Source organism: Chamaesiphon sp. (assembly GCF_041737865.1).
GTDB lineage: Bacteria > Cyanobacteriota > Cyanobacteriia > Cyanobacteriales > Chamaesiphonaceae > Chamaesiphon.
This window is the reverse complement of the sequence record NZ_JBGSQZ010000318.1, coordinates 36075-52423: the sequence shown is the minus strand read 5'-3', so window position 1 is coordinate 52423 and position 16349 is coordinate 36075. Positions and strand designations below refer to the sequence as shown.

Sequence of the window (16349 nt, the reverse complement as noted above, 5' to 3'; positions counted from 1 at the left end):
TAAATCCAAAAACTTTAGAGAGATCGGGTAATTTACCGATCTGGCATTGACGATCGCCAACGACAGAGAAGTGAGGTTATCTTACAATAATCTTTGCCGTTAAGATCGTCCAAAACATTGGCACTTTAGAGAGATCGCTCCCTAAAAAATGAACGTACATCTCACGAACAGGTAGTCACAGTGATGCTCGTTCGGCTAGTTTTAGTTCGTTCTGGGCAATTAATCAGGAGTAAGTTTAATCCCTAAATTCAAAGCCGGATTATTCAGCCACCTGTCGCCGACATGCGTATAAATCGCCGTAGTCCGAGGATCGGCATGTCCCAGTAAATCTTGTACCTGCCGCAAAGACGCACCACTTTGAATCGCTAAGGTTCCCGCTGTATGCCGCAGTGAGTGAGCCGATAAAGTCCGACCCTCGCCATACTTGAGATCGAGCATATTGAGATAACCATCGACGATCTTTCTCATCCCCCGCCGCGACAGCCGAAAATCTTGCTCGGCTGGATTTAAATTGCGGGGACGGTAATAAAGATTGATAAATAGCGGCGTAATCCCAGCAATACTGTACCCTGCCTTCTTTCTAGCGAGTAAATACCGATCGAGTAAATCCACTAATTCGGGAATTAACGGCACGATTCGCTGCTGTTGTTTGCTAGTAACGGTAATCCCCACGCCCATCACCCCCCGCACGATATCCTTGATGTTAGCTCGATGCACCTCCATCGTTCGCGCGCCTTCTAAAGTCATAATTCCCAACAACAGTTGGTCGCGCAACGTCTTGAGCGATGCAGGTTTACTCAAGGGAGCCTGGAGGAAGGCTTGGGCTTCCTCCGCAGTTAAATAAGTAATCCGTTCGGCAGGATCGCTGCGCTGTTTGGGCGGTTTAACGCCCCAGACGGGGTTAATTGTCAGCAGTCTGTATTCCATCGCCGCATCGTACATTCGACTGATGGCGACGAGTTTGAGGGAAATGGTGGTGGGCTTATATTTTTTAGAGACAAGATGATGGCGATAGATCTTAATCTGATCCCTAGTGACAGTTAGGGGTTGAAGCTGATTTGTCTGGCACCAAAGTAGATAGTAGCGGACTTCGCACCAATAAGTACGGATCGTTTCGGCACTAGCACCACCCGCCCCAACATCGAAGGTGAGGAAATTGGTAAACGCGGCAATTAATTCATCAGCATTGAGATTAAAGGGGGTTGCCGATGGGATGTTTGAAACGTCAGGTGTAGCAGTGGGATTTAGATCGTCCAATGGGGCACTCTTTAAGGAGGCTAGTATCTAAATTCTACTTGAATCCGAGTGTAATTTTTTAACAAATTCTTCCACATTCACTCTAAATTCCCTGGGGGCAAAGTTTCTTTCCCCTTTCCCCTTTCCCCCACACTCCCACCCCCCTAAAAGCAACGGGCCGCTAAGGCACTTTAGCGGAACGTCTTGAGACTATAGTTGTTGCTGGAACTAGGTTTCAATCGGTTGCTAGCTTTTAGAGGTTTTCGCCAAATTCACACCAAATCGGCTAGTGTATTAGTAGCAATCGCTTGATATTTATGGCGATTATCGTCGTAACGACTGAGGGTGTTGAGGTTGGCGTGACGACTCAAGGATTGAGCGGCTCGAATATTACCGTCGCTGGCATCGAGGTACGCTGTGATGGCACTGTGCCTAATCCGATGGGGAGAGACTATTTTATCGATCCCTGCTGCTTCGCTAAACTCTCGCACCAAGCGATAAATAGTGCTACCATCGAGTCGATGTCCCTTGCTACGTCGATCTAGGCTGGTGAATAGAGGATCGGACGATTGATAGTTATCTCTAGCTGCCAACCATTGTGAGATCGCGATGGTGGTTGCTAGCGATAGGTCGATCTGGCTTTTTTGGATCTTGCCTTTGCCCAGAATCGCCAGTCTTCCAGATTCGCTAAAATCAACTACGTCGAGACTACAGATTTCATTACGGCGTAAAGCGTTGTCCCAAAGTAATCTCAGAATTGCATAATCTCTGATCCCTTTGACTGTGCTGCGATCTGGAATAAGCAGCATTTCTCTAAACCCAGCCACAGCAATCCCTGTGGTATCACCATAACTTTCAACTTTCAAGCAGCTAACATCGGCTAGATTGAAGCTACATCGTTCTACAGTCCGGGCGTAATCGACGAAGGATTTTAGAGCTGAAAGCCGAACGTTAATCGTACTGGGGGCTAATTTAGCTTCGATGAGTTGTTGTCGGTATTGTAGGGCTTGGTAAACTGCTTCGGGCTGAGATAAACAGAGAAATTGAGAGAGGAGCTTGGTAGATACGTCACTGCTGTAGATGCGACGACAAAAATCGGCGATCGCTTTACCATAGTTTCGCTTGGTGTTGGCAGAGATTTTCAGACGCAGGAATTCGGCTAATATATCCGTTACGGCAGAAGATGTAGTCGAGACTAAAGAGCTTTCTGGCGTAGGCTGTGGCTCGGCATTAATATTGACGACCATTTTCTGACGCTCCAGGGATTAGGCTACTGCAAATCCAGTGTAAGGACGGATTTCCGGTTCATGAAAACCGAGGACGATATCTTGTTTGGGAATGCCCTGTTGGATTAGTTCGTCGGCGATGCCATCCTCAGTATTGTCTAACTGAATCCAGACTCGATTGTCAATAATCTCGACGTGAATCAAACAACTATGAAGATGAGTTTGACGTTCCCAACCCTCTGAGAGGATTAAGTATCCATCGGTTTCGGGATCGAAGATTTGGTGATTTTTGACGCTAACGTTGGCGTAGACAATATTGACATAGGGTTTAAGCACCTTGCGGATAATTTGACGGTAAGTATCTAACCGATCCATCGAGCGATCTCCTCTGTTTCAGGGTAAAAAGTTAAGAGTTTGAGAACTTGATTTTCAAGTAGGATCTGTCCGATCTCCTGCTCGAACAATTTTAGAAAAATTGATTCGCGAATAGCCAGATAAAGTGTGCGTTCTGGCTCAATTCGGGCTAGGACATTTTGATAGAGAACGTACTGACCCAGAGCGACTTCAAGATCTCTAATTTCCGAAGGACTGACAAAACTTTTAATTTCAACTGCAATTTTCTGAGATCCTTTATCCGCAGCCAGTAACTTTTCAGCTCCCAAGTCGATGAAGAGATCTTTTTTGCCAACCTTGAGGTTGTACGGATCGTGGCTGATATGCCAGCCATCTTTGACTAAGGCGGCTTTGAAGCAATCGTGGAAGATATCTTTAGCTGGCATCGGATAATTGGTTGGCGGAGATTGCTAGCGATAGTGCTATGCTAGCACAAAATAAGAGTACGACAATGAATTTTGTCTGACCCATTAAAGCTAAAGCATCGTTAACCCAGATTTTGATTTAAATGCTGCTCACCACCCTCCAATCACTATTAAATATCGAGGCATAAATCCGGTTTTGAACCACGAGAGTGTTCTGGTGCTTGACGATAATCCCCGATAATAGTAATTCCCGTTCGATGGGACTATTGGCGATCGCAATTTCTGACTGTTCTAAAACTTGTTGATAGAGCGCGAGCAGTTGCGGAGATTGCCGACTTTTGGTAATCCGATCGCGAATGGTTCTCAAGTGTTCTGGTTCGTCTTGGGATTCCCAATTATCGATTATCTGCGTCCTTACTAGCTGCTCGATCCACTCGGCTTCGCGGTTGAGAGGAATGAGATCGGGACTATTGCGAATTAGCTTACAGAGTTTTTGAGTGAGGAACGGTTGTCCGTTCGTCCAGGATAGGACTGCTTTGAGGATGGTTTGAGGGTTGGTGACTCGCTCTGCCAATCCTTGTAGTAAGGGTTGGGCTTCGTGTTCTTTGAAGCCTTCGAGTTGAATAGATTGGCCGATATTGAAGGGGGTAATCTGGGTATTGGTAATTAACTCGGAAGGGGTGGCGACACCAAAGAGGGCGAAAGTTAAGCGTTGATATTTGGGGTTGAGGCTGCGCTGGTTGTAGCAGGAACGAATCAGGGCGAAGAAATCATTAACGGGGAATTTTAAGCCCAAGATGCAATCGATTTCATCGATGAAAATGACGAGTTGGGTTGAGGGCGTGCCGACTTCTACGAGTAAAACCAATTCGATAAATTCACTCAATCGCTGGACTGGGGAGAGATCGACGCGATCTTGCCACCAAGTTTTGAGGTTGACTTTACCACGTAGCTCGAAATGTCGGCCTAATTCGGAGGCGATGCCCTTGTACCATTGTTCGGGGGTGACGGTTTCACTGCCAATCCGAGTCATATCGATCGAGGCACACCACATCCCTTCATGTTGGAGGTGATTTATCATCCGTACCATCAGGCTGGATTTACCCATCTGGCGGGGATTGAGGACGTAGCAAAACTCGCCGCGTTTGATTGCTTTGTACAAGTGCCTGTCGGCGGCACGGACGACATAGGTGGGTGCGTCCATCGGCAGGCTGCCACCGACTTGATAGTCAAAGGTGGTGGGTGATTCGGCACTGCGGAGTAGCTCGTTTTCAAACAGGAGTTCGGATTGGGTGGCTTTGAGGATACCGAGGGTGTGAGAGAGTTCTTGGGTGCGTTCTAGGACTTTGTGTTCTAGGGTGCGGCTGTATTCGGTTAATTCATCTCTGGCTTGTTCGAGGGCAAGATTTTTGAGTGCTAGCTCTTGGGCGAACTGAATCCGCTCGGCTTCGGCTCGTTTGCGAAGGGATATATCGGTAAAGGCAACCATCGCATAGGCAACTCGACCATTGTCGTCAAAGACTGGCGTACCAGCAGATTCGATCGGAATAATTTTGTCAGCTTGATGAATTTCGATATCGTCAACAGTGCTACGTTCGCCACTTAATGCTCGGATCAGGGGCTGATTTTGAGTCGGGTAGAGTCGATCGGTTCCGGCTTGATAGAGTTGATAAATTTCCGACAATCGATCGGCTGTGGCTTCGGCGACAATCCCTTTGCCCAAGAGCTGCTGGGCGATCTGATTGGCATAGAAAGGTTTGCCATCAGCATCGAGGATACCAATACCCACGGGCACTCCTTCTAAGAATTTATTCAGTCTGCTTTCGTTTTCACGCAAGGCGACGTAAAGTTGGGCATTTTGGATCGAGATTGCGGCTTGAGCAGATAGGAGCTTGAGGATTTCTACTCGATCGGGTGTGAAGGTACCGATAGTAAGATTATTTTCTAAATACAGCAGACCGATTAGTTGGGATTGATGGACGATCGGAGTACATAAGATCGACTTGGGTTGGGTTTGGATGATGTAATGATCTGTGGCAAATATACTCTCACCGCTGGCATCTGCTATTACTACATCTTCTCTGGTTCTGGCTACATAATTCAATAGAGAGATGGGTAACTCTGTGCTGGTGGCGACGGGGGTGGCGCGATCTACTTTTATCTCTTCTGGTTCACTCGAACCTTGGGCGACGATCGATAATTCACCTGCTGTTTCTAAAATCAGAAATCCAATTCGAGCACCAGCATTTTCCATGACTATTTTGAGCGATCTTTTCAATAACTCATCCAGTAAAATTTCGCTAGAAATAGTTTGCGAAGCTTTCATTACTGTAGCTAAGTCTAAAGCCTCACCCGTGCTACCACCAGTTGTGGAAACTGGAAAACTACCTGGAGTTCTGGATGATTTGACATCCAAAAACTGTGGATATCGAGTTTCGAGATCTTTAAGTTTTGCTATCGCGCCCCAACGTTGATAAGCGTAGTAAGCATCAAATAGATAATGGTTGGCTACATGCTTTTGGTTTCTGCCCAAATAAAACCGTCCGGCAAGCTCGTTGGCTAGAGCTACTTCATTGGTATATTCGTTTTCTGTGGCTAGAGAGATAGCTAGATCGTAATATTCTCTGGCATCTTTGTCTTGGCCTAATACTCTAGCAAGTTCGGCTTCAACTAAGTAATATTTGTGCAAATAATTCATCGGTGCATGATGCGACCAATGCTCCATTTTTTGCTGATTATGAGCTACTTTTTCCAGGATCTGCGGTTGTTGCAGTGGATCGTCACCAAATATTGCCAACCAAGCTAACGAATCATAAAAATGGAAGATCGCAAAATTAATCGTCCCAATTGTATTCCCGACATATTCGGCTGCGGCGATCGCATTCTCAATTGCTTGAGGATATTCTTGAAAAAGATAGCAAAGAATGAGTTTTTGAAGATACAGCTCACATAGGGCATTGCGATCGTTTATTTCCACAAAAACTTGCTTCATTGTTTCTTCATCGTAGTGCTCTCCGACCAAACGACAATTATGTTCGGATTTGCCAATTAGATTTAAGACCGCTTGCCAGTAAGTTTTGTGTCTTTCAAGGATATGCTTTTGCTGGATTTGAGCGATGGCAACGCTCGCTTTTTCCATCTCCCGTTCTAGCTCTGCTAGTTCCTTGCCGCTATAGTAGGCGAGGTAGCAGTGAGAATGTATTCCCCAAGCAGCAAAATGTAAATCCCCAGTCTCTAGACCGATTCGATATCCTTCTAAAAAAGGGATGAGAGTTGCCCTAACGTGCTCTTTCCAATGTCTGATAAAACAATTTACAAAGAAGAGAATACTCGGCTGAAGTTCTTTGGCATTAAATTTTTCGATCAGCTTCAAAGCGAGTTGACCGACTTGATAACCTCCATCAAGATCTGCTACTACTCCACAGAGAACTATTCCATAGGTCGCATATGCCCTAGCGGACAGAGGTGCATTTCCATACTCAACCGATAAGCTGACCATTTTCGTCACTACTAGGGCAAACAGAGGAGGAGAGGTCACATAGCAACTGTGCATCATTTCAAACATGAAATTCATGGCTGCAAGCTTTTCTGGATCGGTCATTGCGGGTAGATCGACTAAATCCGCGACATCCTTAATTCCTCTCGCCGCTAAAGCAGCTTTTACTTCGGCTAAACTATGCTCGATATCTAATGGGCTTGGTTGGGTGGGGAAAACTATCCCCATCATCTCCAAAATTGACAGCGCGACACTCACTGCCTCCACTAGCTGATTCTGTGAGGAAGCAGCTTGGATTTTCAGGCTATAAACTTTCGCCTTATCTAGCAATGTGTTGGCTGTTTGCAATACGATCTCAACTAACTGTTCCATCTGCACCAGATCGCCGAGCAGGAACTTTGTTTCGGCTGCTTCTACATACAGTTTGAGGATGAGATCGTACTGACACTGCCAGCAGTCTGCTCCTAATAGGCTCAATCCAACCTGAAAGTAATTGAATGCTGGTTGATAAGCTACCGCTTGCTTGGCTTTTTTACCAACTCTGAGATTCAATCTAGCCAGTTCATCTCGCTCTTGTTGTCGCTCGATTAGTTGCCGACCCAAGTTTAATTGGTTGACAATTTCAAAGAGTTTTTGCTCTTGTGTTGCTAGGGGCGTAGTTTGCATTAACAGTTGACCCATCCGCAGATGCACAGCCTGTTTATCCGCTGCTGGAATTAGCAAATAGACTGCTTGTTGGATGCGATCGTGGGCAAACTTATATTCGATAGTAATGCTCTGTGACAAGTCCTGTGTGTCAGATTCGAGCAGTTTATAAGCATCACTCAGCGGTAAAACTAAACCAGCTAAAATAGCTGGCCACAGTTCTGTTGCGGTTGCATGGGGGGATTGTGCGGATACAGTTGCCAACGTCTGGAGATCGAATTGGTTGCCAATACAGGCTGCTAGTTTTAATACCTGTTGGGTGGACGTTTCCAACTTTTGAACGTTAGCGGATATCAGTTCGACCACATTATCGGTGATGGCTTGAGCTTGGATTTCCCCTAAATCCCACTGCCAATGGTTGAGCTGGTAGTCAAATACCAATAATTCTCGATCGTATAGCGATTTCAAAAACTCATTGACAAAGAAAGGATTGCCATTAGTTTTAGCTAGCACCAATTCTGTCAGTGGTGCGGCAGTCTCTTCCGCAACTTTAAGAGTTGTACTAATTAACCGATTTACCTCGATCGATTCCAAAGGTTGCAGGGTGATATAATCGACCAATCCTTCAGTTTTACCGATCTCGTCCAAGGTTAATATTAAGGGATGAGCTGGATTTGTCTCATTATTTCGATAGGCACCAATAATATATAAATAATGACCCTGAGTTTCGGTCATGAGCAGTTGCATCAGCAACAAAGAAGCTTCATCAGCCCATTGCAGATCGTCTAAAAATAACACCAAGGGATGTGCCGATCGCGCAAACACCCAGACAAAGTTTTTAAATACTAGATTGAAGCGATTTTGGGCTTCTGCGGCAGCTAGTTCTGCTACGGCAGGCTGGGCACCAATCATCAGCTCTAGTTCGGGAATTAGAGCGATAATTACTCGACCATTATTACCAAGAGCAGCTAACAATTTTTGTCGCCAGTCAGCGATCTGGACATCATTTTCTGCCAAGAGTTGTTTGATTAGGCTGCGAAAGGCTCGTACCAAAGAAGAATAAGGAATATCTCTTTGGAACTGGTCGAATTTGCCAGAGATAAAGTAGCCATGCTGCCGCGTAATTGGTTTATATACTTCCTTGACTAAAACTGACTTACCAATGCCAGAATAACCTCTGACTAGCATCATTTGCTTTTGCCCTAGACTGACTCGCTCAAAGCCAGCCAACAACTGCTCGATTTCCCGTTCGCGCCCGTATAATTTTTGAGAAATTTGGAATTTATCGGCAATATCTCGATTTCCCAACCCAAAGGGATCGATACGTCCGGTTTGCGACCATTGGCTGTGACATGCTTCTAAGTCTACCTGAAGACCACAAGCTGATTGGTAACGATCTTCAGCATTTTTAGCCATCAGCTTCATCACAATCTCAGACAAGCAGAGCGGAATCTCTGGGATGAGTATGTGCGGTGGGGTGGGGTGTTTGGCAATGTGCGAGTGAACTAACTCCATTGCATCAGTAGTTGCAAAGGGCAATCGATTAGTTAATAGCTCATAAAAAGTTACCCCCAAAGAGTAAAAATCAGTACGACGATCGATTTCTCGATTCATCCGTCCAGTTTGTTCGGGTGAGATATAGGCTAATGTACCTTCCAACTGAGTGGGATTGCCTAAGTTGGGATTTTCGCGTGAGAGGAAGGTGGAAATACCAAAGTCAATCAGCTCGATCTGACCTGTGGTGGGGTTGAAAACTATATTGGATGGGTTAATGTCTTTGTGAATGATTTGACACTGATGGACTCGACCGAGAATCTCAACAATTTGGATCGCAATATTTAGAAACTCAGCTACAGTAAATTGTCTACCATCGTGCATCAATCGTGCTAGAGATTCACCGCCAAAATCTGCTAGGACTATGACCCAACAGTTTTGTTCGTTTTCCAGATCGTAGACATTGACGACACCTTCAACCTGAAGGTTTTTGGTAATTGTATACTCTCGTTTAAACCAGGCTATTTGTTTGGGAGATGGGTAGGCTTGTTTGAGTGTTTTGAGAATAACCGATCGCCCATCTTCTACCCGCTGCCCACGATACACCAATGAATTGGTACTTTCATAGATCTTTTCGATCGCCTGATAGCCTGAAATAGTTGCCATGATTACGATCGCCTTTTGTTGATGTGTGGTTGAGCTAAATCGCGGATAAAATTGCTGAAAGCCTTGCTAGCAAACGGGTATTCAAAAAATAGTCGGATCTATTTACTTATCCAAAATTATAGATATACTATAGCAAACTACTTGAATGCCAACGATTGTGTCTTGAAAAGGTGCTCTACTTGGGGAAACCCCAAGAACGCACTTTCCGCAAATCGTGGCTAATGATGCAAAGTCCGCCTTCGCGGACTAATTGATTAGTCCGCGAAGGCGGACTTTGCACTCCGAGGAGCGGTTTCTAACCGCTTTGCTCACAGGTAGCAACTTGAGTTATTTCCTGATTATTCGATCGACTCAGATTCGATTACTCTACAGCTAATTACCAATGCGCGACGTTGGCTGTCTGTATGATTGGGTCTGGAATAATGTAATGTGTGGCAATGATGCACGGTTGCACCTCCAGGCGGCAATGGGCAAACAACGGCTTGAGATGTGTCTACCCCTTCTGCGATTAAACCGGAGCCTTCGTAGGGGCGATGCGGCTCGATCCCTCTCAGATGAGAACCAGGGATGAAATGCAAGCAGCCATTTTCGGGGGTGGCAGGATCTAAAGGCATCCAAATTTTGAGGAGATCTACGGAGCCAGGATAGGCTGCGTCTTGGTGCCAGGGCATCTCGGCTCCACAGTGGGCTGGTTTGAGGTAGACACGTATTCTACCGACGATCTTTGTTGGCTCGACATCAAGCAGGTGTGCGGCAATCTCGATCGCATTGCGATAGAATCTCGTATCGAGCAATTGAGGAAAGACTAACTCTGGAGATGGAATCCACACCAGGATTTCTTTCCCATCAGCAAGCGGGAGCTGTTGTCGCCCAGCAAGTAGAGCGATTTTTGCTGGGGAGTATCCTGCCATCTGTGCGACGATTTCATCGTAGATCCCCCTGAGCCACTCAATTTCATCGTCGGTAGTAATTCGGTCTAAACTCAGGAATCCTTGTTGCCAAAAGATATTGACTCGCTCATCTTGGATGTCAAAACTCACTCGGTCTTGCATAACTTTGTAGATAGCCACTAGGGTTAACTAGCACAATTAACCGCTATTAACGTTGGTTAGTAGCGGCTGTGTATAGCTTCTATCCCTCACGCTGCGGATTTAGAGTGAGGATTTCCGATCGAATTTTGTTAGCAGAATTGGAGTCAAACGCAACAAAATTGCATGATCCCAAAAATGCCTGGGTTCTCCGCAAGAAACTTTTCGATGTCCTGCTTGTTTAATTGCTCCAGACCTTCAGGTAAACCAGGTAAGGTAAAATAGCCGTTGGAGCCAAGGTCACTGATATCCCCAGGATAATCTGGGTCTGTTGTTGGGAGTTGTTTGAGTCGCTCGATCTCTGCTTTGGGATCTTGCCGTAATTTTGCCAAGGTTACTGGATTTTTCCAGGCATGAGCGATTAATCTAGCCCATTGATCTTGTTCGTTTGAGGAGAGAATGTCTGACATCTTGTTTGGTAAGTGGGGTAAGTGGGTCAGTAAAAAAAATTACATAGCCTCGATCGATCTGGATGAGATCCACGCACGAAAACTCTACTTTTACCAGGGTGATGTGTTTACTTTTGAATTAAATTATCTACAATATATAAATAATTACCCGATCGTGTCAAGTAAGCTTCATATCGGGAATGAGACACAATTTTGTTCTGGGGAAAAAATATGCTAAATAATACCAGTCAAGAGCCAAACAATAATTATGACGAAGCTTATAAGTTGTTGGCACAATCGAGTGTAGAAGCCGATTTGCCCCTGTTGGAGGATATTCAAGGCAATATCCTCAAAAGTCACGGCAGAACTTATTCTATTTATCTGTTCTTGCACTTTGACAACAAGCAACCAGAAGCTACCAAAAACTGGATTGGGGATTTCGCCCAAAAGTATGTTGGATCGGCTACTCAGCAAGCAGCACAAAGTCGAGCATACAGAGAACTCTGTAATCAAAATGCGGTGGCTCTACCTCAAAACTTATTTGTGAATTTTTCCTTATCATTTAAAGGGTATGAAGCATTAGGATTAGATGCTAAGACTAATTTTCTCAAACTTTATCAGCAAAAACTAAAAGCTATAGAAACTAATTTTATTGGCTCACATCCCTTCGAGGAGGGAATGATCGAAAACATAGGTACTCTCAAAGATAAGCGGAGTGATTGGGAAGAAGAGTATCTGCAAGCTAACGACGAAATTCATGCTTTAATCTTGCTAGCCGATAGCGATCGCGATGGTCTTTTTGAGAAAGCAAGTAGCATCATCAAAGAAATAAAAGAAAACAGCTCTACTACCATTAAAATTGTCAAAACAGAAATTGGCTTTGTCCGTAGAAACAATTTAGATATGCCTGTAGAACCATTTGGTTTTGCCGATAACATCAGCCAGCCTTTATTTCTGAAAACAGATATCGAAGAAGTCACAAATAAAGATAAATGGGATCCAAGTGCTAATTTGCGGTTGGTGCTAAATGTCGATCCTTTCGGCGAAAAATTTACCGATAGAAAAGGCACTAAATATAGTTTTGGGAGTTTTTTGGTTTATCGAAAACTGGAACAAGATGTAAAGGGTTTCAATAATGAAATCACCAAGTTAGCTCGTAAGTTAGAAAATCGCGGGAGCGATGCCCCTCCCCAAGAAGAAACAGAGCAACTCGCCAGAGCTTATAGCATGGGTCGGTTTCGAGAAGATGGCCGACCTGTGGCGATGTATGTCAATCTCGGCAATCCTGAAGGAAGTGAAATAGAGTTAAATAACTTTAACTATGGAGCGGGATCGGACTTTAAAGATACATCTCAATGGAAATGCCCATTTCACGCTCATATTCGGAAGGTTACTTCGCGGGCAACAAACAGCGATAAGGTATATTCTGGCAGTAATTATGATGATACCGCTGAAAATCAACGTCAAAGACGAATCGCGCGGCGGGGCACAACCTACGGCTTACCCACAGAAGATTGCGCCCTCCTCTTATCAGCATCAACGCAAGAAAATTTAGCCCATTACCAACATCTCTGCGAACAACTAGGAGTCAAACTCGCAGCGGGTAAAGAAGGAACACTATTTTTCTGTTTCCAAAGCGATATTCAAGCCCAATTTAATAAGCTTCAAGACTACGCGAACGATCGAGATTTTGGACCAAATCAACAGAGGAATCTAGGAGCAGACCCGATCGCAGGGCAACAAGGTAAAGAAGAACAATGGCCGAGTCAGACCTGGCCGAGCAAGTGGGGAGATAAAAAAAACCCTATTGAGGATGCCAGTTTTTTTGGGTATGTGACTCCTAGAGGGGGTGAATATTTCTTCACGCCCAGCCTGAGTTTTCTGAGATCGCTAAAAGCAGCATGAGCCAGATCCCTCTTTATCGACCCAGATTGAAGTCTTGCTTTCGGTGTGAAGTTATTCCCTCGGAAGGGGTGGTATTGCTGGCGGAAAACCAATCTTTGATCCTTGCCAATCCTGCCTTCATTGAATTGGTACAATTGCTGGACGGACAGCACACTATAGCCGAAATTATTGCCCTGCTTCAGCATCAAATGTCTTCACCAGAAGTTTTCTCCCTGTTGATGCAAATTAGGGAGTATGTGGTTGATACTCCGCCGCCAATGCCTGTGGAGCAAGCAGCTTTTTGGGAACTGCTCGGCATCGAGCCGGAAGTGGCTGCCCAACGGTTGCAAAGTTCCTCTCTATCGGTAACAACCTACGGCGATCTCGATCCGACTCTGTTCGAGTCCACGATCGCAGATGTGGGTGTGCGAGTCAGTCCTGATGGGGAACGATCGATCGTGCTGACTGACGATTATCTCCAAGTAGGACTGGCAGACTTCAATCGGCAAGCCTTGGCAGCAAATCAGCCTTGGATGTTGGTCAAACCCGTAGGAACAGAAATTTGGTTGGGGCCGCTATTTATTCCCGGTCAAACTGGTTGCTGGGAGTGTCTGAGAGTAAGAATACAGGGTCATCGCAAGGTCGAAACCTATCTCCAGCACAAACAGCAGACGCACCATCCGTTCCCCGCACCGTTAGCTATTTTACCATCTACTTGGCATACAGCCCTCAGTCTGGCAGCTACAGAAGTCGTAAAATGGATCGTCAGTGGCACCAATCCCACGCTTGAGGGCAATATCGTCACGCTGAATATGCTCACCCTCGATCGCCGCAATCATCGCTTGATTCGTCGCCCTCAATGTGCTGCTTGCGGACAGCCCGATCTGATGGCGCAAGTACAGTCAATTCCGCCAGTTCTCCAAAGTCGTCCCAAAAGTTTCACGACTGATGGGGGACATCGCAGTATTTCGCCAGCAGCAACCTTCGATCGATTGCAGTCGCAGATTAGCCCCATTACAGGCATCATCAGCTTGCTGACACCACCGCATGGCTGGGAACACCAACAGGAACTCACTCCCGCTTACCTGAGTCATGGCATTTTTAGCGACTGGAGCCAAGATTTAGACTCGCTCCGCCACAGCCTAAATCGATCGGCTAGCGGTAAGGGAAAAAGTGATATTCAGGCAAAAGTTAGTGCGATTGGTGAAGCGATCGAACATTATGCTGGCGGATTTCAGGGCGATGAATGCCGCATCCGCGATCGATTCAAAAACCTCGATCGGCCAATTCATCCAAACGATTGTATGTTATTTAGCGATCGGCAGTTCCAAAATCGGGAGCTGGGGACTGCCAACTCGTCTCATCTAACTTGGGTGCCCCAAGCATTCGATCGAGAGCGAGAAATTGATTGGAGTCCCGTGTGGTCTTTAACCGATAACCAACCTCGATATCTGCCTACTGCCTATTGCTACTACGGATATGCCAGACAGCATCAGATCGAGTTTACTAGGGCTGATTCCAATGGCTGTGCGGCTGGCAATACCCTGGAAGAGGCGATCTTGCAAGGCTTTTTGGAGTTGGTCGAGCGGGATAGCGTAGCGTTGTGGTGGTACAATCGTTTGCCCAAACCTGCGGTAGATCTTGCCGCCTTTAACGAACCCTACTTTCAAGAATTAGGGCAATTCTATCAACAGCACCACCGCGACTTGTGGGTACTAGATATTACTAGCGATTTAAATATTCCGACCTTTGCTGCCATTTCGCGCCGAAACGATACAGCGGTGGAAAATATTATTCTCGGATTTGGGACGCATCTCGACCCGCAAATTGCCATCCTCCGCGCCCTCACCGAACTCAATCAGTCACTCCCAGCTGTCTTATTTAACCAGTACGCACAAAGTCGTGCTTACCGAGATTGTTACCCTGAAGCCTTGGCCTGGTGGCAAACAGCCACAATTGAAAATCAGCCCTATTTAATACCCGATCGTACTGCTAAATCGAAAATAGCAGCAGATTATCTCTACAATTGGAGTAATAACCTTGAAACTGATGTGATGAATTGTGCTAAGTTAGCTCATTCCAAGGGTCTAGAAATGCTAGTTTTAGATTTGACTCGACCGGATATTGAATTGTCAGTTGTCAAAGTTATCGTGCCAGGATTGCGACATTTTTGGCCGAGATTTGCACCAGGGCGACTATACGATATTCCCGTTAAGATGGATTACTTAACAGCACCGTTAACAGAGGAACAATTTAACCCTCAGCCCATTTTCTTTTAACTGAATATGAGTGACTCATCAAACCAGCAGCACGTTGTTATCTCTATTTTAGAGACGACTTTAGTTGAGATCGCTCCGTTTGCTACGCAAATAATTACTCCCGATCCGCCAGATCCAAATCACATTTATACACTCTCACGCTTTGCCTACATTCACACTCAAGATAGCCAAATGGTGCTGGAATCTCCGTTAGCTCATTGTCGAGTAATTTTGCACGATCGGCAATCGATTGATATCCTCCACGCACTCTCTTCTCCTCAAACACTGACACAATTAAGTAACCAATTTGCAGATATTCCTCAAGCGATCGTTTCAACATTACTAAGTTGGTTACTAGGAGCAGAATTCTTGACTGTTTCCGATAAAAATGGCACACAAGAGGAAGAGCCATCGCTACAGTTGTGGGAATTTCACGACCTATTATTTCATGCTAGAAGTCGCTTAGGAAGACATAATTATCCTTACGGAAAAAGCGATGCTCATTTAGGTAAAATCGCACCCCTGCCTGCGGTAAAATCGTCGAACTCATTGCTAACAATTCCGCTAGATCGGCCCAATATTGAAGCCATCATCGATCTAGATCTCCCCTTTACGCAGGTAATGGAGCAAAGGCGATCCCACAGATTACATGGCAAACAGCCAATTACCATCGAACAATTAGGCGAGTTTCTATTTCGTACTACCCGGATTAGATCGATCGAAACCAATGAATCCGTCGAGTACGAATTTAGCGATCGACCATATCCTAGCGGTGGTGCTTGTTATGAATTAGAGCTGTATTTGGCGATTAATGCTTGTCAAGGCATCGAACCAGGATTTTACCATTACTGTCCCAGAGAACATCTTCTGAGGCGATTGAGTGGGTCTACGGTGGCAGTTTATCAGCTTTCCTGCCAAGCCGCGATCGGATCGGGCTTACCGCAGATCTTAATTATCTTTACTGCCCGCTTTCCCAGAGTAACTTGGAAATACCATGCTCTTGCCTATGCCCTGATTTTGAAGCATGTCGGCGTTCTATACCAAAGTATGTATCTAGTTGCAACAGCGATGGAACTGGCTCCTTGCGCCATTGGTGGTGGAAATTCTGACTTGTTTGCTCAGGCGACTGGCATCAATTATTTGGATGAGACTTCGATCGGTGAGTTTATACTCGGTAGCAAATCGAAATAGCAGCAGACGATCGATCGC

At 45.5% G+C, this 16349-nt stretch carries 10 protein-coding genes; 3 read left to right on the top strand and 7 right to left on the bottom strand.

Features of this window, described 5'->3' with window-relative positions; genetic code table 11:
- Nucleotides 1–219: 219 nt before the first annotated feature.
- From ACEW9J_RS24885 to ACEW9J_RS24855, 7 genes are all read right to left on the bottom strand, one after another.
- Nucleotides 220–1257: a tyrosine-type recombinase/integrase gene (locus ACEW9J_RS24885; protein ID WP_373547755.1), complete on the bottom strand. Its 1038-nt coding sequence runs from the start codon at nt 1255–1257 to the stop codon at nt 220–222.
- A 251-nt stretch (nt 1258–1508) separates the two neighbouring features.
- On the bottom strand, nt 1509–2483 hold the full coding sequence (locus ACEW9J_RS24880) for a tyrosine-type recombinase/integrase (RefSeq protein WP_373547754.1): 975 nt from the start codon (nt 2481–2483) through the stop codon (nt 1509–1511).
- An 18-nt stretch (nt 2484–2501) separates the two neighbouring features.
- The gene (locus ACEW9J_RS24875; RefSeq protein ID WP_373547753.1) at nt 2502–2837 is read right to left on the bottom strand and encodes a XisI protein; all 336 of its coding nucleotides are present in this window, start codon (nt 2835–2837) and stop codon (nt 2502–2504) included.
- The gene (locus tag ACEW9J_RS24870; protein ID WP_373547752.1) at nt 2825–3241 is read right to left on the bottom strand and encodes an element excision factor XisH family protein; all 417 of its coding nucleotides are present in this window, start codon (nt 3239–3241) and stop codon (nt 2825–2827) included. The genes ACEW9J_RS24875 and ACEW9J_RS24870 overlap by 13 nt, the downstream gene beginning before the upstream one ends.
- Before the next feature lie 118 nt (nt 3242–3359).
- Nucleotides 3360–9521 carry an AAA family ATPase gene (locus ACEW9J_RS24865; RefSeq protein WP_373547751.1) on the bottom strand — a complete coding sequence of 2054 codons (6162 nt, stop codon included), beginning with the start codon at nt 9519–9521 and terminating at the stop codon, nt 3360–3362.
- A gap of 338 nt (nt 9522–9859) precedes the next feature.
- Complete coding sequence (locus tag ACEW9J_RS24860; RefSeq protein WP_373547750.1) at nt 9860–10573, bottom strand: phytanoyl-CoA dioxygenase family protein; 714 nt, start codon at nt 10571–10573, stop codon at nt 9860–9862.
- Between the two features lie 143 nt (nt 10574–10716).
- Nucleotides 10717–11019 carry a hypothetical protein gene (locus tag ACEW9J_RS24855; protein WP_373547749.1) on the bottom strand — a complete coding sequence of 101 codons (303 nt, stop codon included), beginning with the start codon at nt 11017–11019 and terminating at the stop codon, nt 10717–10719.
- Between the two features lie 210 nt (nt 11020–11229).
- Here ACEW9J_RS24855 and ACEW9J_RS24850 point away from each other — a divergent pair, with 210 nt between their 5' ends.
- The 3 genes from ACEW9J_RS24850 to ACEW9J_RS24840 are packed head-to-tail and all read left to right on the top strand — an operon-like array spanning nt 11230 to nt 16331.
- Complete coding sequence (locus tag ACEW9J_RS24850) at nt 11230–12903, top strand: Dyp-type peroxidase (protein WP_373547748.1); 1674 nt, start codon at nt 11230–11232, stop codon at nt 12901–12903.
- The gene (locus tag ACEW9J_RS24845) at nt 12900–15161 is read left to right on the top strand and encodes a TOMM precursor leader peptide-binding protein (protein WP_373547747.1); all 2262 of its coding nucleotides are present in this window, start codon (nt 12900–12902) and stop codon (nt 15159–15161) included. The genes ACEW9J_RS24850 and ACEW9J_RS24845 overlap by 4 nt, the downstream gene beginning before the upstream one ends.
- Before the next feature lie 6 nt (nt 15162–15167).
- Nucleotides 15168–16331, top strand: a complete 1164-nt coding sequence (locus ACEW9J_RS24840) for a SagB family peptide dehydrogenase (protein WP_373547746.1) — start codon at nt 15168–15170, stop codon at nt 16329–16331.
- Nucleotides 16332–16349: the final 18 nt, after the last annotated feature.

Excerpts from the sequence above, each read along its gene's own strand:
- ACEW9J_RS24875 (WP_373547753.1), bottom strand. The coding sequence starts at position 2,837 with ATGGATCGGTTAGATACTTACCGTCAAATTATCCGCAAGGTGCTTAAA.
- ACEW9J_RS24855 (WP_373547749.1), bottom strand. The coding sequence starts at position 11,019 with ATGTCAGACATTCTCTCCTCAAACGAACAAGATCAATGGGCTAGATTA.
- ACEW9J_RS24850 (WP_373547748.1), top strand. The coding sequence starts at position 11,230 with ATGCTAAATAATACCAGTCAAGAGCCAAACAATAATTATGACGAAGCT.
- ACEW9J_RS24845 (WP_373547747.1), top strand. The coding sequence starts at position 12,900 with ATGAGCCAGATCCCTCTTTATCGACCCAGATTGAAGTCTTGCTTTCGG.
- ACEW9J_RS24840 (WP_373547746.1), top strand. The coding sequence starts at position 15,168 with ATGAGTGACTCATCAAACCAGCAGCACGTTGTTATCTCTATTTTAGAG.
- ACEW9J_RS24860 (WP_373547750.1), bottom strand. The coding sequence starts at position 10,573 with ATGCAAGACCGAGTGAGTTTTGACATCCAAGATGAGCGAGTCAATATC.
- ACEW9J_RS24865 (WP_373547751.1), bottom strand. The coding sequence starts at position 9,521 with ATGGCAACTATTTCAGGCTATCAGGCGATCGAAAAGATCTATGAAAGT.
- ACEW9J_RS24880 (WP_373547754.1), bottom strand. The coding sequence starts at position 2,483 with ATGGTCGTCAATATTAATGCCGAGCCACAGCCTACGCCAGAAAGCTCT.
- ACEW9J_RS24870 (WP_373547752.1), bottom strand. The coding sequence starts at position 3,241 with ATGCCAGCTAAAGATATCTTCCACGATTGCTTCAAAGCCGCCTTAGTC.